Here is an 18,435-nt window from a genome sequence, read left to right on the forward strand (position 1 = left end):
ATTCTGAAAATGATATACCTAGAAAAATTTGAGAGAAAAGATTACTTTGAATTGATCGATTCTGTCAAAAGTGCCAAAGATTTGATGCAATTTGGCGGGCCAGAGTTTACTTTTCCTTTAACAGAACAGCAGATCGATAAAACACTTTCTGATGAAAACAGAATTGCTTTTAGAGTTGTAGATGTTTCTAATGGAAATACTATTGGACATTGCGAAATTTATTTTTACGACGGTTTTGCAAAATTAGGTCGAATCTTAATTATGGATAAAAACCAAAGAGGAAAAGGAATTGGCGAACAAATGGTAACTTTATTGCTGCAATATATTTCTGAAAACAGAAAAGAAAAAAATATTGAATTGAATGTTTTTGATTTTAATATCGGAGCTCAAAAGTGTTATGAAAAAGTTGGGTTTACTTTAAATCCCGATAAAAAATACTTAAGAGAAGTAGATGGGGAAACTTGGACAGCGCTCAATATGGTGTTGAATTTGGAGGAGTGGAAAAATAAGAATTAGAAATATTTTACCACAGATTAAAGAATCATTTTAATCCTTTAATCTGTGGCAAAAAATCTTTTTTAAAGAAAAAACAATGAAAAAAACAGTTTTAATTACTGGTGCAACAAGTGGAATTGGAAAAGCAACCGCTCAGATCCTAGCAAAAAACAATTTTAAAGTGATCCTTTGCGGAAGACGTACAGATCGTTTGGAAGAACTTCAAAAAGAACTTTCGGCTTTTACAGAAGTTCATTCTTTAGCATTTGATGTCCGAAACAAAGAAGAAGTTTTAGAAAAAATAGGAGCTTTGCCAAACGATTTTTCTACAATCGACGTTTTAATTAATAATGCTGGAAATGCCCACGGTTTAGATCCGATTCAGAACGGAAATTTGGACGATTGGGATGCTATGATTGATATTAATGTGAAAGGTCTTTTGTATGTTTCAAAAGCGATAATTCCGCAAATGGTTGAAAGACAATCGGGGCATATTATTAATATTGGTTCAACAGCGGCAAAAGAAGTTTATCCGAACGGAAATGTATACTGCGGTTCTAAACATGCGGTTGATGCTATAACTGCTGGAATGCGAATCGATTTGAATCCGTTTGGAATTCGAGTTGGAGGCATTCATCCAGGAATGGTAGCAACAGAATTCAGCGAAGTTCGTTTTAAAGGAGATGTTGAAAGAGCAGCGAATGTTTATAAAGGATTTGATCCGCTGCAGGCAGAAGACATCGCCGATATTATTCATTTTGTGGTTTCGAGACCTTATCATGTAAACATTGCTGATTTGGTTGTCATGAGTACAGCACAAGCATCTTCGACGATTGTTAAAAAGAATATTTAAAACTAGATGATTAGACTTCTTAGAAAATCAGATCTTTAGTTTAACTTAGGAAACTGAAAACCAATCTAAGAAGTCTAAAATCTAAGTCAGTCTAAAGATCCGGAATAATGATTAATAAGCGCCTTTTAATTAAAAATCTCCTCGCTCATAATGACGAAAGCAGTTTTTATGATAAGAAAAGGCAATTGAATCTTCATTCTAGAGAAGGAAAAGGAAAGTTCTTAAAGCATATTTGTGCATTGTCCAATTCTAACCCAAATAATAATTCTTATATCGTAGTTGGAGTAGAAGATCAAGATAACGAAATTGTCGGCGATGACTTCTTCGATGATAGCAGAATTCAGAATCTGGTCAATGCTTTCTTAGAAAATCCACCGAAAATTCAATACGAAAATGTCCCTTTTCCAAACCTTCCAAAAGACAAAGTAATCGGCCTGGTTACTATAAAACCCAAAAGTAAAATCTCTTACTTTAAAAAAGGAATCCACACCATTCTTGCTAATAGTGTTTTTATAAGGAGAGGCAGTAATTCGATTCCTCTAGAAGAACACGAGGAAATCGAAAAAAGCAATCAAAATACAGAAACCGTAATCGGAATAGAAAACAGTTCTCGAAATAGTATTCAATATACTTTAGACGGTGTTATCGATTTTATGAATTTTAGACATAAAGATATGTCTCCAAAATATCGTGTTTTTAAAGAATTATTCGTGATTTGCTGGGCTGGAGTTCCAAAAAAGCTGCGTGATAAAACGTATTTATCACGTGTTGATATTGAACTGATAAACGAACAAATTAAGCTTTTTTATTCAGCACAAGACGTTGTTACAATCGAATATAATGATGATACTTTTACCATCACAGAATACGTGCCACTTGGCTTAAATGACAAAACGAGTTATTATCCGTTAGAAGAACAAACGATTTATTTTTTTGACAACGGTTATTATAAAATTGATCGCCAAATGCTTTTTCAGCCACCAGAGTTTAACCGAAAAATGTTGCACCATATTTATAATTCTAATATAGCGCTGCTTAGAAAATTGGAAAAAGAGATGTCATTATCTGAACGTGAAATGAAAGATTTAGAAAACCTTCCTTCTACTTTTATGATTTGTCATTTGAATGGTTTCGAAGATGCCAGACAGAAGCTAATTGATGCAAAATTGCTTTTGAAACCTTATAAAAATATCTATTCTTCTTTTAAAGAAGCTTTACGAGTTTTGCGTAAAATGAAATATGATGTTCAGTAAAAAAGGTTTTGAGTTGCTGAGATACTAAGGTTCTAAGGTTTTTCTGTAGACATGCGCTGCAGGCGCCTAATTCATGCTGAAATTATCTACTGAAAATTCAAATATTTTTTTACTTCATCATAAGGAAATATAAGCTCTTTTGGCCCATCTGCGTAAGATGCGGCTTCGTATGAGTTATAATATAAAAGTAAACCTTCAGAAGTATAAAATATATTCTGCGGCAGTTGAAATTTGTCATTTTCAAACATCAAACCTGTAGCATTAATATTGGCTTTTTCTGGAATTTTATATTTTGATCTGAATGTTTTCTCAGCAAACTTTTTAAACTCATTTTCGTTTTTAAACAACTGTTTATTAAAAATGGTTTTTCCTGTTTTTTTATCGAATAGTAACGATCGGTAACCTTGATAACCATGTGCGCCACCAGTAAAAGTGTAATGATCAATTTTTAAATTCAGAATTTGGTCTGATTGAAATTCTACATTCCCGATTATTTTTGCTTCCCATCCAAAAGTATCGTTCGGAAATTTTTGATGCATTTCTTCGTATGAAGTAATAAAAGATTTTGACAACGCTTTATAATCATTGACTTTTACTGAATCTTCTTCAAAAAAAACAATCTCCTTAATAACAGCAAAGACTTTTTTATTGATGCTGTCTGATGTTACTTTAATATTTTTAGCAATTGGAACTTCTATGGTGATTTTTGGGCAGTCATTTGCGCACGGTACAGTAGATTTCTCTTCAAACGTTTCATTTTCAAATGAAAGCTCTTTTTTGCAACTTGTAAAAATCAAACACAAAAAGAGTATAAATAAGTAATTTTTCATATCAAAAAGTGTTAATTATCTACAAAGGTAAGAAGTTGTGTCGCGATAAAATAAATTAAGCGGTAAATTTGTAAAAGAATTAAGGAATTAAAATTTATAACTATATGAAATTCAATACAAAAGTAATTCACGGAGGACAGCATCATGATCCAAGTACAGGAGCCGTTATGCCACCAGTGTATCAGACTTCAACATTTGTACAAACAAGTCCAGGAAAACCTTTGGCAGATTACGAATACAGTAGAGCTTCGAATCCTACTCGTACTGCTCTAGAAGACGCTTTGGCTAGTATTGAAAACGGAACTCGCGGATTAGCATTTTCGTCTGGTCTTGCTGCGACAGACTGTGTTTTAAGATCTTTTAAAGCCGGAGAGGAAATTATTGCGATGGATGATTTATATGGCGGAACATACAGAATGTTTTCTCGTGTTTACAAAGATTCAGGTATTAAGTTTCATTTTGTTGATATGACGAATATCGAAAAACTGAAAAGTTTAATCAACGAAAATACGAAGCTAATCTGGGTTGAAACACCGACAAACCCGTTGATGAAATTGGCAGATATTCAAGAAATAGCAAAAATTACTCAGGAGAAAAAAATTCTTCTTGCGGTAGATAATACTTTTGCAACGCCTTATTTACAAAAACCATTAGATTTAGGCGCTGATATTGTAATGCACTCAGCGACAAAATATTTAGGCGGGCACTCTGATGTTATTGCTGGTGCTTTAATTGTAAAAGATGCAGCTTTAGGAGATCAGTTGCATTTTCAACAGTTTGCTACTGGGGCTACACTTGGGCCAATGGATAGTTTCTTAGTTTTAAGAGGAATTAAAACTTTGGCTTTAAGAGTTCAGAGACATTGTGAAAATGGAGAAAAAGTAGTTGAATACTTGAGTAATCACCCAAAGATTAAAACAGTTTATTATCCAGGTTTGAAGAATCATCCGTTTCACGAAATTGCTAAGAAACAAATGAAAGCTTTTGGCGGAATGGTTTCTTTTGATTTTAAATCGGGAAAGAAAGAAGATTCGATTGCATTTTTAGAAAAACTGAAAGTATTTACTCTAGCAGAATCTCTAGGTGGAGTAGAATCATTGGCCAATCATCCAGCATTAATGACGCATGCTTCTATTCCTGCAGATAAAAGAGCAGAAGTTGGTATTACTGATGATTTAGTTCGATTGAGTGTTGGTATTGAAGATGCAGAGGATTTAATCGCAGATTTAGAGCAGGCTTTAGCTTAAGATAAATAAATTCCAATAAAAAATCCCAAATTCCAATTTTTATAATTTTGGAATTTGGGATTTTTATATTTTGAGACTTAATTTTTTTAGAATTCTAAATAGTAGATGTATCCAAAGTTAAACCAAACCTGCCAATCATTAGATTTGTTTTCTTTGTAAATATCTTTATTTGGGTTTAATCCGTCAATCCAGTCTGAGTTATACGTTTGGAAACGAGTTTCGAACATTAAATCGCTCATTTCTGATAATTTATAATGAACACCAACTGATGCTGTTGCAGATAAAGCTACACCAGTTTCAGTAGAGAACCCATGCGCACGGCCATCAGATGGAGTTAAGTATTTTCCTGGAGTATTAGCTGGAAGTGTAATGTCTCCTAAATGAGATCCAACTTTTGTTGAATAATAGCTTACCTGAAATCCTAAAGCTCCATACGGACTGAAGCTACCAACTGTGTTTTCATAATCATGAATTTTCATAAAAGGAGAAAATTCCATTTGTGCACCTAGGCTTACTATGCTAGAACTTGCATGCATGTTTCTTAATTGTCTTGCAAATAATCCGTTAGGCTTGTAATCAACCCACTGGCCATGATGCTTTAAATTAGTTTTGCTATAAGAAAGATCAGATCTTACTTTGAAATGTTCTGTGAAATAATTCTCTCTATTGTTATTTGCAGAGAAGTTTATAAAGTGCATAATTCCAATGCCAAAACCTGTGTTTCCAACATTATTATCGAAGTTGTTTCTTTCTCCAAAATCAGACTGTAAAGTAACTGGTCCTCCGTATATTCCGATTTCTTGGGCTAATCCTTGTGCTGATACTGTAGTTGACATGCCTAACAAGGCAAATAATGTGATAAATAGGGCTTTACGCATTTTTAGGGGGCTTACAAATCTGGGCAAATATATAAAAAACCTAATCGATTCAAAATATTAAATACCTGTATTGAAAAATAAGTAACAAAATACTTAATTTACTAATTTTTAAGGGGTAATTTGCATGTAAACACCTACATGAAAAATGTCTTTTTTTTGGAATGTTTGAAAAAAACACAAATCGATTCAAAAAAGCGAAAAATATAACAGCGAATCATTATTTGCTATATCTTTGTCTGTTAAAACGAAAACGTTTTCTTAAACGTAGTTTCTTATTTTATAAGAGTGAAAATTAAATCTAAATTATCTGAAAATTTATTTCAAAGATGGAACAAAAAATAAATGAATTTATGGCTCTTGTTGAGTCAAAAAATCCAAACGAGCCAGAATTTCTTCAAGCTGTTAGAGAATTTGCAGAAACTGTAATTCCGTTTATATCTGAACGTAAAAAGTATGATGGAAAGAATATCCTTTTAAGAATCGCTGAACCGGAAAGATCTATAATATTCAGAGTTCCGTGGGTAGATGATAAAGGAGAAATTATTGTAAATAGAGGTTTCAGAATTCAAATGAACTCTGCAATTGGGCCTTATAAAGGAGGAATTAGATTTCACCACACAGTAAATTTATCAGTTTTAAAATTCCTAGCTTTCGAACAGGTTTTCAAAAACAGTTTGACAACTCTTCCAATGGGTGGAGGTAAAGGTGGTTCTGATTTTGATCCAGAAGGAAAATCAGACGGAGAAATTATGCGTTTCTGCCAGTCATTCATGACAGAATTATGCCGTCATATTGGTCCGGATCTTGACGTTCCAGCTGGAGATATTGGTGTTGGAGCAAGAGAAATTGGTTACTTGTTTGGCCAATATAAAAGAATTAGAAATGAATTTACTGGAGTTTTAACTGGAAAAGGTTTGGCTTACGGAGGTTCATTAATCAGACCTGAGGCTACAGGATATGGAGTAGTTTATTTTACAGATCAAATGCTTCGTACTATCGGGCATGAGATTAAAGGTAAAAGGGTAGCTATTTCTGGATTCGGAAACGTAGCTTGGGGAGTAGCTTTAAAAGTAAATGAATTAGGAGGTAAAGTAGTTACAATCTCTGGACCTGACGGATACATTTATGATGAAGAAGGAATCTCTGGAGAAAAAATTGACCATATGGTTGAAATGAGAGCTACTGGAGATAATAGAGCAGAAAGATATTTAGAGAAATATCCAAACGCAATATTCCATAAAGGAAAAAGTCCTTGGGAAGTAAAAGTAGATATTGCAATTCCATGTGCTACTCAAAACGAATTAAATGGTGATGATGCTAAGAAATTAATCGATAATGGCGTTTTATGTGTTACTGAGGCTGCAAACATGCCTTCTACATTAGATGCTATTAAACTTTTCTTAGATAATAAAGTATTATTTGCTCCAGGAAAAGCTGCAAACGCTGGTGGTGTTGCTGCTTCTGGATTAGAAATGACTCAAAACTCAATCCGTTTGAACTGGACTAGTGAAGAGGTAGACTTGAGATTGAAAGAAATCATGGTCGGAATTCATAACCAATGTAAAAAATATGGCGCTGAAGAAGACGGATATGTAAACTATGTAAAAGGAGCAAACATTGCTGGATTTGTAAAAGTAGCTGATGCAATGCTTGCACAAGGTGTTGTTTAAAATTTACTTACTGCTATAAAAAATACCCTCGATTATCTTTATAAGATATCGGGGGTATTTTATTTGTGCTAAAAAATAAATAAAATGTCGTTTGTAGTATATTTGTCCTAATAGAATACTTTAAATGATGAAAAAAATATTTTTCTGCGGTTTGTTTTTACTTCTAATTCAGTTTTGCGGAGCACAAAGCAAATTGTCTTGGCAGGGATATTTTTCATTTAATGAAATAAAAGATATTTCTGAGTCGACTACGGGGGTATTTGCAGCTTCCGAAAATGCATTCTTTTCTAAAAATATCACAACTAATATTCTTAAAACAACAACTACTGTTGACGGACTATCAGGTCAGACAATTTCTGCAGTTTATTATAGTGAAACATTCAAAAAAACGTTGATTGGCTACGAAAACGGTTTGATGATTTTGGTTAATGAAGTTGATGGAAGTATTTTAAAAGTGGTTGACATAATTAATAAACAGCTTCCAGCAAACAAAAAGAAGATCAACCATTTTATGGAAGATAATGGGCTAGTTTATGTTTCTTGCGATTTTGGAATTGTACAATTTAATTTGAAAACTTCTCAGTTTGGCGATACATATTTTATTGGCGATAATGGAGCTGAAATAAATGTTAAGCAAACCACGATATTTAATGGATTTATTTTTGCTGCAACATCGAGTGGCATTAGAAAAGCAGATAAGACAAATGCCAATCTGATAGATTACAATCAATGGTCGGTTGTAAATACGGGAATTTGGTCGAGCGTAGAAACTTTGGATACGGAGCTTATTGCGGTAAACGATTCTGGATATATTCACAGATTCAATTCAAATACATTTATAGGTTTTTCACAATTGCCTCAAGCAGCGGTCGATACAAGAGCAAAAAATCATTATTTATTTGTTACAACTGCCAATACAGTTTATGTATACAATAATCAGATGACTTTGAATCGTCAAATTACAAATACTCAGGTTTTAGACAATACTTTAAATTTTAGCTGTGCAACGGCGGTTGGAGATCAGATTTTTATCGGAACAAAAGAAAAAGGTCTGTTTGCTTCTTCTCTTAATAGCGGTGGAGTTTTCGAAAATAATACTCCAGCTGGGCCAGTCCGCAACAATATTTTTGCTATAGATGCCGGCTCAAGTGTTTTATGGGCTGTATATGGAGATTATGATGTTTCATATAATCCTTATCCTTTAGATAATTATGGAATTAGTAGATATAATGCCTCAGGATGGTTAAACATTCCATACTCTGAAATGTATGATGCAAAATCAATTACTAGAGTTCTTGTTAATCCAAATAATGAAAAACAAGTTTATGCAAGTTCTTTCTTTTCAGGTTTAGTAAAAGTTGAAAACGATGTGCCGAGTTTTTTATACAATGAAAAAAATAGCGGTTTAGAGTCTATAACTACAGAAGGTCCAAATTATATTGATGTTCGTATTAATGCAGCATCATTTGATAAATCTGCAAATCTTTGGGTTACAAACAGCCGAATAAAAAATGGTCTGAAAGTTTTAAAAACAAATGGACAATGGGGAAGTTATGCTATGACTTCGATTCTGGATAATGCAGAAGAGAGTAATTATTCAAGCCTAGCTATTGATCGTAACAATGTAAAATGGATTGGAACAGATAAAGATGGGGTGATTGGTTTTAACGAAACCACGAATGTTTTCAAAAAAATGACTTTTGGAACCGATGCTGGAAATTTGCCAATAGCCGATGTTAGAACTTTAGCTTTAGATACAAAAAATCAGCTTTGGATAGGAACAACAAAAGGGTTGAGAGTTTTGTCGAATATAGGAAGTTTTCAGTCGGAAAGTCAGTTAAAAGCAAATCCAATTATTATTACAGAAGATAATTTGGCACAGGAATTAATGTACGAGCAATTTATTACTTCAATCGTTGTTGATGGGGCAAATAATAAATGGATTGGGACGGCAGATTCTGGAGTTTTTATGGTTTCGCCAAATGGTCAGGAAACCAAATATCATTTTACTATAAATAATTCACCATTGCCAAGCAATTATATAAATGATATCAAAATAAATGCTAAAACAGGCGAAGTCTTTATAGCTACCAATAAAGGCTTAGTTTCGTTTAACGGAATTGCTACAGAAGCCAACGATGATTTGAGCAATGTATATGTTTATCCAAATCCAGTTCGACCTAACTATAGCGGAACAGTAAAAGTTGCTGGATTAATTGATAAAGCGAATGTGAAAATTACTGATATTGAAGGAAATTTGGTTTATGAAATCACATCTTCAGGCGGAACAATTGAATGGGATACAACTGCATTTGGTAAATATAAAGTTGCCTCTGGCGTTTATATGGTTTTTATTTCTGCAGAAGACGGAGGAGAAACTAAGGTTAAAAAAGTAATGATTATACGGTAGTCTGAAAGTCAAAAGTCAAAAGTCAGAAGTCAAAAGAATCTAAAATCAATTCGTGCTCGTCAAAACAAAAGCCATAGTAATTTCTTCTTTAAAATTTCAGGAAAAAAGCTTGATCGTAAAATGCTTTACACTTTCAAGCGGACTGAAATCGTATTTTGTGCGCGATGCTTTTTCAAGCCGAAAAGCAAGTCAGAAAATTGCTTATTTTCAGCCTTTTTCGATTTTAGAAATTGAAGCTGTTCATAAAAATAAAGGCACGCTTGAAAATTTTAAAGAAATAAAAACTGCCGTTCCGTTTCAGAGTATTCATACTGATATTGTGAAAAGTACCATGGTGATGTTTCTTTCAGAAATGCTTCATTATTCTATTCAGGAAGAAGAGAAAAACGAACAGCTTTTCTTGTTTTTAGAAACTGCACTGACTTGGCTAGATCATCATGACGAAATTTCTAACTTTCATTTGATTCTTCTTTTAGAAATTACAAAATACCTCGGATTTTATCCTGATCTGTCCGATATTGATCTTCCTTTTTTTGAAATGAATGAAGGGGTTTTTACGGTTTTCCACAATTCAAGTGCTCTTTCTGAGCATGAAACCAATTTGTTAAAAAAGCTTATTGATCTAAAGTTTGATAACAGTCAAAAAATCTTTAATGTAATTGAGAGACAAATATTGTTAAAGATTTTGATTGATTTTTATTCTTCTCATTTAGAAGGTTTTAAGCGTCCAAAATCACTTGATATTTTGAAAGAAATTTTTTCATAATAGCTTTTCTATTTTTATATATTTGCTCAGTAAATTTTTACTAAAAAAATCCCATTTTTTAGTAAAAACAAATTCTCATAAATATCTAATACCAACTAATTTTAAAAAAAAATCTACCATGAAGAAAATTACGTTTTCGATTATTTTGCTTCTGTCGGTAGCAGTTTCATCAATTGCCCAAAGAAAGTATGATGAAATAGTTACTACAGAAAACGCTGTACAAGACTTGGTTCAAAATGAAATCACAGGAGTTATTGTCTTTAAAGAAGGCGGAACAGTAAAGGGTTTAGATCCCGAAACAAAAAAAGTTATTTGGACTTTAACAAAAGATGATTTTGGAACTCTTACTTCAAAAGATGTCTTAAGTGATCCTGATTTTGGAAATCTTTTTAAAGAAAAAAGAGATTTGTCTACAGTTCCAGGAAGCCCGTATGTTGAGGCATACATCAATTCAAAATATTTGATTATCAATACCGATTCAGGTAAAATCGTTTACAACTCTTCAAAAGAATCATTTTGGGTTTTCCAATCAGATTTTATTCCTGAAACAAACGAATATCTTCTTACTCTTAAAAAAGATGGAGAAATGGCAGTTGCATTGCTAGATATGGCTTCTGGAGAAATCAAATGGAATACAACAGTTGATAAAGCAAAATCTTTAATAAGTTTTTCAACTAAAGCTTCAAGTTTAACAAATAAAGCAAAGATAAATGGTAACACAGTTTATTATTTGCTTTACGGAAAATTGTACTCTTTTAATAAAGAAAATGGAAAATTAAACTGGAAAGCAGACGAAGATTATACAAGATTTTACGAAACACAAAATGACAAAAATATTGTGGTAGTTAATTCTGCTGGACTACTTTCAACTAAAGAATATATTAATGTTTTGAGTACAGAAGATGGAAAAAGTATCTGGAAAGAATCTATTAAAACTAAATATGTTGTTTATTTAGAAGATTGGGGGACAAAATTATTAATTGCTCATGATAGCGGTTTCAACTTTTTTGACTTAAAAACTGGAGAAAAAATCTGGAAAAAAGATGCTCGTGGAGGCGGTTTGAAAAGAGTAATTCCAATTGATCAAGATTTCTTATATGTTGCAGAAAATGAAATGATGTTGATCAACAAAGACGGAGAAAAGCTTTGGAAAAAATTTATCGAAATTTCTGACGATAAAGAAGATCCAATCTACTACTTAGGAAAAGTGGGCGAAAAAGTAATGTATCTTACAGGAACTTACGGAAACATGGTAGATTATAAAACTGGAGTTAAACTTTGGAAACGTAATATTAAGTTTGAAAAAAGCCGTCCAGTTTTACCAACTTATGACGAATCTACAAATTCTTACTTAGTGTATAATGATGAGAAATTATACAAATTTGATCCAAGCATTAGCGATAAACCAGAGCCGTTTGCTAAAGTAAATATCAAAAGAGAAAAAGAATTAAACAGTATCGAGCAATTTCCTTGGGGAGTTGTGCTTTCTGGACCACTTGAAGTAATGGGTGTTAATATGGATGGTACTGTTAAATATCACCTTACTTATTCACAGCCAGGAGAAGGAACAAGACGTCTTATAAAAAGTGCTGCTATTGTGGGAAGCATTGGTTTAGGTGTTGGTTCTGTGGCAAGTGATATCAAAGGTGCTGAAGTGACAATGACTTATCGTGATGAAAGCGGAAACTTGAGAACTTCTGTTTTGAAGAAAGAAGATAAAACGAATCAAGATCAGGCAAAAGCTTATGCAGCTGGTTCTGCGGCTTTAGGTGTTGTAGCGGCTAAATTTAACTCTCGTTTTAATGCAATGAAACAAAACAGAGACTTCTCTTATATTTTTGCAAAAGCAGATTCTGGAGAAAAAATTTTAGTGAAAGTGAGTAAAGTTGATGGAGTTGAAGTTGATAAAATCATTTTTAACAACAATAAACCAATCTATGAAGTAGATCCTGCGACTCAGAATATTTTTTATGTTTCTGATAAGTCAATCCAAATCTTCAATAAGAAAGAAAAATAAAAAAAAGATACGGCCATCAGGATCTGATTCTGATGGCTTTTTTTTTGCCTATGAAAAAAATATTACTCCTTATAGCTTTGCTTGTAATTGGTTCAATTCAGGCACAAGAAAAAATAAGCTCTAAAAAAAAGAAATTCTACATACCAGTAATTAAATATTCAGAATATCCTGCTTTAGACAATGTATTGACCCAGACTGCTTTTTATCAGATGGATCAATCATTGCAAGAAGAGGAATCTAATTTGAAAAAGAGTTTTTTTAATATTAATGGATATATAAAAGATCCGGTAAATGGTAAACTTAAAATCTATTTAACCTTTGCCATGCCTAGATATACCAGCACGCAAATAGATAGTGTGTATGATAAGAAAGAAAATAGATGGACTTATGGCGCGCACTCTAATTATATTTCAAACGTAAAACTGGATGTTAAGCTTGGAGATAAAATTTTGCTAACAAAGGATTTTGGAGGCTCAGAATCTTACTCAATGTCTGCGGGGAGTAGTTTGGGCGTTGCAAAAGTTGCTGCTTCAGAACATGATAAAAAAATACGTGCTGCAGTTAGAGATTCTGATTACAGTGACGTAGGGCTCGGATTTGATAATGTTGTTTATAAAACAGCAAACAGAATTCAGGATTTTTTAAATTATAAATTTGGATATACTGTAGGTGAATCAAAAGTAAGATTTGAATTTGTAACCTCTAAAGGACATTCAGAATACAAGCAAATGCTGGATTTCGAAAATGAGATTACGGCTCAGATGCAAAAGATAACACTCGAAAAAGGCTTAGATGAGAAATTGCTGATGCCTCATTTGCAATATTTGGAAAGTCTATTGGTTAAATATCCGCCTTCGCCACAAAACGTAAACATTCGATTCATTGTTACAAACAACTTAGCTGAAACCTATTTGTTGCTTGAAAATAAAGAAAAAGCGCTTTTATATGCCAATTTATTAGTCGAAAATGACAAATTGGATTCAAGAGGTTCTTCCATTATTGAAAGAGTAAATAACGCCAATTTTGTAGATAAAAAAATCAGAAGTCATACCAATCGTTTTGCCGAACTTAAAAAGTTAGGCCTTAAAATAGAAGAAGAAAAAGAAGAAAAAAGACTGGCCTTTTTTGAAAAGATTCAGCAACAAGATGCAGAATGGGAAATCGAAAAATCGAATCGTGAAGCTTATTTAGAAAAGATTAAAACCCAAAGACATAATTTACTTGATTCTATACCGTATCAGTTAAATGCAAATCTTTTGGCAAAAGTAGTCGATAATCTAGGAGGAAGCCAAGCATTGAAAAAAGTAGAAAAAGCGCATTTGTTTTCTAAGATTTCGATAGAAGGAACAAATATTCCTCAAACAGAAGAAAAATGGGCAACAACATCTCATTATCTTCTTAAGAAAAAAATGCCTGAATCTTATTATGAAATAGTTAATGGGGCAGAAGCATGGAGTCATGATGATCGTGAAACAGGTATAAATGCTAAATGGGCAAAGTTAACAGCATATGATTACAGCAATTTGTCTAAGAATGTTGACTTGGTAAACTTCTTAACCGATTTAAGACTTGATTTATGGAATAATTTTGAGGTTTTGGGCGAGGAAATGTATGAAGGGAAATTATGTTATCATTTAAATTATTTTGAAAAAACATTAAGTTCTGGAAACAGAACAATTCCTAAAACAGATTATCATGTTTTTATCGATAAAGAAAATTTCAATATAGTTTCTACAGAAAAAACAGAGTTTGATAATGGTAACAAAAGTTTCTTCGAGAAAAAGCTATTTGGTGATTATCGCCCTGTAACGGCATTAAATTCTGGAAAAATTCCTCATAAGATTAACTATGAAATTGAAGATTTTAATGGCGAAACTTTTTATCAGGAAATCAGAGAAAAGGTAGAGATAAATCCAGTTTTCGGAAATCGAATTTTTATGAAAGAAGTCTATTTCGGAGGATTTAAATAATATTTTAGCTTATTAGAAGCTGCTTTAAGAATTGGTTATTTTTTGATTTATTACACTCAAAAAAATGAGAATAATGTCAGAAAGTAACCAATTCTTATGTTTTTGTATCTATTATCTCAACAAAAGTTTGTGAAATTTAAGGAAATTGGCGGTCAATAGTTCAAAATTTCTTACTTTCGCACCTCGTTTAAGAAAAGGATAAAATGAGTACAAAATTTACTGAATACAAAGGACTTGACTTGCCAACTGTAGCGTCTGAAGTTCTTGATTTTTGGAAGAAAGAAAATATATTTGAAAAGAGTGTAACAACTCGCGAAGGTGCTGAGCCTTTCGTATTTTTTGAAGGTCCGCCTTCAGCAAACGGATTACCTGGAATTCACCACGTAATGGCACGTGCGATTAAAGATATTTTTTGCAGATATAAAACTCAAAAAGGTTTTCAAGTAAAAAGAAAAGCTGGATGGGATACTCACGGTTTGCCTGTAGAATTGGGTACCGAAAAAGAATTAGGAATTACTAAAGAAGATATTGGCAAAACGATTTCTATTGAAGAATATAACGAAGCGTGTAAAAAAACCGTTATGCGTTATACCGACGTATGGAATGACTTGACCGAAAAAATGGGGTATTGGGTTGATATGGAAGATCCGTATGTGACTTATAAGCCAAAATACATGGAATCGGTTTGGTGGCTTTTGAAGCAAATCTACGATAAAGGTTTGTTGTACAAAGGATACACAATTCAGCCATACTCTCCAAAAGCAGGAACTGGATTGTCTTCTCACGAAGTAAATCAGCCTGGGGCTTATAGAGATGTTACAGATACTACAATTGTAGCGCAATTCAAAACTTTACCAGAAACACTTCCAAGCTTTTTACAAGGTTTTGGAGATATTCACATTTTGGCTTGGACGACAACTCCTTGGACACTTCCGTCGAACACAGCTTTGACAGTTGGACCAAAAATCGATTATGTTTTAGTTAAAACTTTCAATCAATATACTTTTGAGCCAATCAATGTTGTTTTGGCTAAAAACTTAGTTGGGAAACAATTCGGAAAAGGATATTTCGTAAGTGAAGATGATGCTGATTTTGACAATGTTAAAAACGGTGACAAAAAACTTCCGTACAAAATCTTAACTGAGGCAAAAGGAGCAGATTTAGTAGAAATCCGTTACGAGCAATTATTGCCTTACGTATTGCCATATCAAAATGCTGAAAACGCATTTAGAGTAATTTCTGGAGATTTCGTTACAACAGAAGATGGAACAGGAATTGTGCATACAGCGCCAACTTTTGGTGCAGATGATGCTAAAGTAGCAAAAGAAGCAAAACCGGAAGTGCCGCCAATGTTGGTTTTAGATGAAGAAGGGAATGCAGTGCCATTAGTTGATTTACAAGGAAAATTTACTTCTCATGTTGGTGAACTTGCTGGTAAATATGTGAAAAACGAATATTATGATGCAGGACAAGCGCCAGAGAAATCGGTAGATGTTGAAATCGCTATTCGTCTTAAAGAAGAAAACAAAGCTTTTAAAGTTGAAAAATACGTGCACAGTTACCCGCACAGCTGGAGAACTGACGAGCCGTTGTTATATTATCCCCTAGATTCATGGTTCATCAAAGTAACCGATGTAAAAGATAGAATGTTCGACCTGAACGAAACTATCAATTGGAAACCTAAATCTACTGGTGAAGGACGTTTTGGAAACTGGCTTAAAAATGCTAACGACTGGAACTTATCTCGTTCTAGATATTGGGGAATTCCGTTGCCAATTTGGAGAACAGAAGATAAAAAAGAAGAAATTATTATCGGTTCTGTTGAAGAATTGTACAATGCGATTGAAAAATCTATAGAAGCTGGTTTTCAAAAAGAAAATCCGTTTAAAGGTTTTGAAATCGGAAATATGTCTGAATCAAATTATGATTTAATTGATTTGCATAAAAATGTTGTAGATCAAATTACGTTGGTTTCGGCTTCAGGCCAACCAATGAAACGCGAAAGCGATTTGATCGACGTGTGGTTCGATTCTGGAGCAATGCCTTATGCACAATGGCATTATCCTTTTGAAAATCAAGATAAAATTGATGGAAACAAAGATTTTCCTGCGAATTTCATTGCAGAAGGAGTAGATCAAACACGTGGATGGTTTTATACATTACACGCAATCGGAACTTTGGTTTTTGATAAAGTAGCGTATAAAAACGTAGTTTCAAACGGTTTGGTTTTAGATAAAAACGGAATTAAAATGTCTAAGAGTAAAGGAAATACCATAGACCCGTTTAAAACCATTGAAGAATTCGGTCCTGATGCCACACGTTGGTACATGATTATGAATGCAAATCCGTGGGATAACTTAAAGTTTGACCTTGAAGGAATTGCTGAGGTTCGCCGTAAATTCTTCGGAACTTTATACAACACATACTCTTTCTTTTCGTTATATGCTAACATCGACGGATTTAAATATGAAGAAGCTGAGATTCCGTTAAACGAAAGACCAGAAATCGATCAATGGATTATTTCTGAATTAAATACGTTAGTGAAATTTGTTGACGAATGTTATGAAGATTACGAGCCAACAAAAGCGACAAGAGCTATTTCTGAATTCGTACAGGAAAACTTAAGTAACTGGTATGTTCGTTTGTGTCGTCGTCGTTTCTGGAAAGGGGAATATGCTAAAGATAAAATTGCAGCTTACCAAACGCTTTACACTTGCTTATTAACAATCAGTAAATTAAGCGCTCCAGTAGCTCCATTTTTTATGGATAAATTGTACAGAGATTTGACTGCTTCGACGGGAACCGAGGATTTTGCTAGTGTTCACTTGGCTGAATTCCCGAAATTTGTCGAAAACTTTGTTAATAAAACGTTAGAGAGCAAAATGCAGAAGGCGCAAACAATCTCTTCTTTGGTTTTATCACTTAGAAAAAAGGAAATGATCAAGGTACGTCAACCTTTGCAAAAGGTAATGATTCCAGTACTTGACGAGAATCAGAGAGCTGAAATTGAAGCGATTTCTGACCTAGTAAAAGCCGAAGTAAACGTGAAAGAAATTGAGCTTTTAGACGACGCTTCAGGTATTTTGGTAAAACAAATCAAACCTAATTTTAAAGCTCTTGGGCCACGTTTTGGGAAAGATATGGGTCTGATTTCTAAGGAGATACAGGGTTTTTCGCCAGAGCAGATCAACCAGCTGGACAAGCAGGGAACGCTAGATATTGTTATTTCTGGAAATAATGTAACTTTATCATTAGAAGACGTCGAGATAACATCACAAGATATTGAAGGTTGGCTGGTTGCAAATTCAAACGGAATAACCGTTGCACTTGACATCACAATATCTGAAGAATTGAAAAATGAAGGTATCGCGAGAGAATTAGTAAACAGAATTCAGAATATCCGTAAAGATTCAGGATTTGAAGTTACTGATAAGATCAAAGTACAGATAAAGAGAGATGGCATTTTAGAAGATGCAGTTTCCAAAAATGAAGACTATATTAAGTCTGAGACATTAACAGATGATTTGGTTTTTGTTGACGCTTTAGAAAACGGCACAGAAATTGAGTTTGATGATATTAGAACAATGATATTAATTTCAAAATAAGTATAATACCATGATAGATGAAATTACAAGATACTCAGACGCTGACTTAGCGGAGTTCAAAGAAATAATCCAAGCAAAAATTAAAAAAGCACAAGAAGATCTTGATTTGATCAAAAGTGCCTATATGAACGATTTGAATAACGGAACTGACGATACTTCTCCAACTTTTAAAGCTTTTGAAGAAGGAAGTGAGACCATGTCAAAAGAAGCGAACTCTCAGTTGGCTATCAGACAAGAGAAATTCATTCGTGACTTAAAAAACGCACTTTTCCGTGTTGAAAACAAAACTTACGGAATCTGTAAAGTAACAGGTAAATTAATCAGCAAAGAAAGGCTTAAAATCGTTCCTCATGCAACAATGAGTATCGAAGCTAAAAATTTGCAGAGATAATTATAAAAATATCTTATCAAATAGAATAAACGCTCCTAATTTTAGGAGCG

13 protein-coding genes are annotated in these 18,435 nt (G+C 33.3%); 11 read left to right on the forward strand and 2 right to left on the reverse strand.

All coding sequences use genetic code 11. The features are described from left to right. The first annotated feature begins 9 nt into the window (after window positions 1-9). From AAYQ05_RS03040 to AAYQ05_RS03050, 3 genes are all read left to right on the forward strand, one after another. The gene (locus tag AAYQ05_RS03040; RefSeq protein ID WP_343541064.1) at window positions 10-516 is read left to right on the forward strand and encodes a GNAT family N-acetyltransferase; all 507 of its coding nucleotides are present in this window, start codon (window positions 10-12) and stop codon (window positions 514-516) included. 76 nt (window positions 517-592) lie between these two features. After that, a complete protein-coding gene (locus tag AAYQ05_RS03045) occupies window positions 593-1,348 on the forward strand; it encodes an SDR family NAD(P)-dependent oxidoreductase (protein WP_343541066.1) in 756 nt (251 codons plus the stop codon). A 107-nt stretch (window positions 1,349-1,455) separates the two neighbouring features. Next, window positions 1,456-2,601 (forward strand): ATP-binding protein, encoded by a 1,146-nt coding sequence (locus AAYQ05_RS03050; protein ID WP_281634140.1) that lies wholly within the window; start codon window positions 1,456-1,458, stop codon window positions 2,599-2,601. A gap of 86 nt (window positions 2,602-2,687) precedes the next feature. On the opposite strand, the gene AAYQ05_RS03055 is transcribed toward AAYQ05_RS03050, so the two are convergent. Next, window positions 2,688-3,431: a PdaC/RsiV family protein gene (locus tag AAYQ05_RS03055; RefSeq protein ID WP_343541067.1), complete on the reverse strand. Its 744-nt coding sequence runs from the start codon at window positions 3,429-3,431 to the stop codon at window positions 2,688-2,690. Between the two features lie 104 nt (window positions 3,432-3,535). Between AAYQ05_RS03055 and AAYQ05_RS03060 the strand changes: the two genes are divergently transcribed. Then, the gene (locus AAYQ05_RS03060; RefSeq protein WP_343541068.1) at window positions 3,536-4,678 is read left to right on the forward strand and encodes a cystathionine gamma-synthase; all 1,143 of its coding nucleotides are present in this window, start codon (window positions 3,536-3,538) and stop codon (window positions 4,676-4,678) included. 86 nt (window positions 4,679-4,764) lie between these two features. On the opposite strand, the gene AAYQ05_RS03065 is transcribed toward AAYQ05_RS03060, so the two are convergent. After that, window positions 4,765-5,556, reverse strand: coding sequence for a THC0290_0291 family protein (locus AAYQ05_RS03065; protein ID WP_343541069.1), 792 nt, complete (start codon window positions 5,554-5,556; stop codon window positions 4,765-4,767). Window positions 5,557-5,882: 326 nt separating this feature from the next. On the opposite strand from AAYQ05_RS03065, the gene gdhA reads away from it, so the two are divergent. The 7 genes from gdhA to AAYQ05_RS03100 all read left to right on the forward strand — a co-directional run bounded on the left by gdhA (window position 5,883) and on the right by AAYQ05_RS03100 (window position 18,385). After that, window positions 5,883-7,226, forward strand: coding sequence for an NADP-specific glutamate dehydrogenase (gene gdhA, locus AAYQ05_RS03070; protein ID WP_281634136.1), 1,344 nt, complete (start codon window positions 5,883-5,885; stop codon window positions 7,224-7,226). 124 nt (window positions 7,227-7,350) lie between these two features. Further along, complete coding sequence (gene porZ / locus AAYQ05_RS03075; RefSeq protein WP_445709708.1) at window positions 7,351-9,636, forward strand: type IX secretion system anionic LPS delivery protein PorZ; 2,286 nt, start codon at window positions 7,351-7,353, stop codon at window positions 9,634-9,636. Between the two features lie 52 nt (window positions 9,637-9,688). Continuing rightward, window positions 9,689-10,402, forward strand: coding sequence for a DNA repair protein RecO (gene recO, locus AAYQ05_RS03080; RefSeq protein ID WP_343541072.1), 714 nt, complete (start codon window positions 9,689-9,691; stop codon window positions 10,400-10,402). A gap of 118 nt (window positions 10,403-10,520) precedes the next feature. Then, entirely contained in the window at window positions 10,521-12,419 is a 1,899-nt protein-coding gene (locus AAYQ05_RS03085; RefSeq protein WP_343541073.1) for an outer membrane protein assembly factor BamB family protein, read from the forward strand. Window positions 12,420-12,469: 50 nt separating this feature from the next. Then, window positions 12,470-14,389: a hypothetical protein gene (locus AAYQ05_RS03090; protein WP_343541074.1), complete on the forward strand. Its 1,920-nt coding sequence runs from the start codon at window positions 12,470-12,472 to the stop codon at window positions 14,387-14,389. A 203-nt stretch (window positions 14,390-14,592) separates the two neighbouring features. Further along, window positions 14,593-17,994 carry an isoleucine--tRNA ligase gene (gene ileS, locus AAYQ05_RS03095; protein WP_343541076.1) on the forward strand — a complete coding sequence of 1,134 codons (3,402 nt, stop codon included), beginning with the start codon at window positions 14,593-14,595 and terminating at the stop codon, window positions 17,992-17,994. Window positions 17,995-18,004: 10 nt separating this feature from the next. After that, window positions 18,005-18,385, forward strand: a complete 381-nt coding sequence (locus AAYQ05_RS03100) for a TraR/DksA family transcriptional regulator (protein ID WP_012022792.1) — start codon at window positions 18,005-18,007, stop codon at window positions 18,383-18,385. Window positions 18,386-18,435 lie beyond the last annotated feature (50 nt).

It is taken from the genome of Flavobacterium movens, from assembly GCF_039581425.1.
In the GTDB taxonomy this organism is placed as follows: Bacteria; Bacteroidota; Bacteroidia; order Flavobacteriales; family Flavobacteriaceae; genus Flavobacterium; species Flavobacterium luteolum.

Coding starts and splice junctions, on each gene's coding strand:
- AAYQ05_RS03065 (WP_343541069.1), bottom strand. CDS start 5,556: ATGCGTAAAGCCCTATTTATCACATTATTTGCCTTGTTAGGCATGTCA.
- AAYQ05_RS03040 (WP_343541064.1), top strand. CDS start 10: ATGATATACCTAGAAAAATTTGAGAGAAAAGATTACTTTGAATTGATC.
- gdhA (WP_281634136.1), top strand. CDS start 5,883: ATGGAACAAAAAATAAATGAATTTATGGCTCTTGTTGAGTCAAAAAAT.
- porZ (WP_445709708.1), top strand. CDS start 7,351: ATGATGAAAAAAATATTTTTCTGCGGTTTGTTTTTACTTCTAATTCAG.
- AAYQ05_RS03055 (WP_343541067.1), bottom strand. CDS start 3,431: ATGAAAAATTACTTATTTATACTCTTTTTGTGTTTGATTTTTACAAGT.
- AAYQ05_RS03050 (WP_281634140.1), top strand. CDS start 1,456: ATGATTAATAAGCGCCTTTTAATTAAAAATCTCCTCGCTCATAATGAC.
- ileS (WP_343541076.1), top strand. CDS start 14,593: ATGAGTACAAAATTTACTGAATACAAAGGACTTGACTTGCCAACTGTA.
- AAYQ05_RS03100 (WP_012022792.1), top strand. CDS start 18,005: ATGATAGATGAAATTACAAGATACTCAGACGCTGACTTAGCGGAGTTC.
- AAYQ05_RS03045 (WP_343541066.1), top strand. CDS start 593: ATGAAAAAAACAGTTTTAATTACTGGTGCAACAAGTGGAATTGGAAAA.
- AAYQ05_RS03060 (WP_343541068.1), top strand. CDS start 3,536: ATGAAATTCAATACAAAAGTAATTCACGGAGGACAGCATCATGATCCA.
- AAYQ05_RS03090 (WP_343541074.1), top strand. CDS start 12,470: ATGAAAAAAATATTACTCCTTATAGCTTTGCTTGTAATTGGTTCAATT.
- AAYQ05_RS03085 (WP_343541073.1), top strand. CDS start 10,521: ATGAAGAAAATTACGTTTTCGATTATTTTGCTTCTGTCGGTAGCAGTT.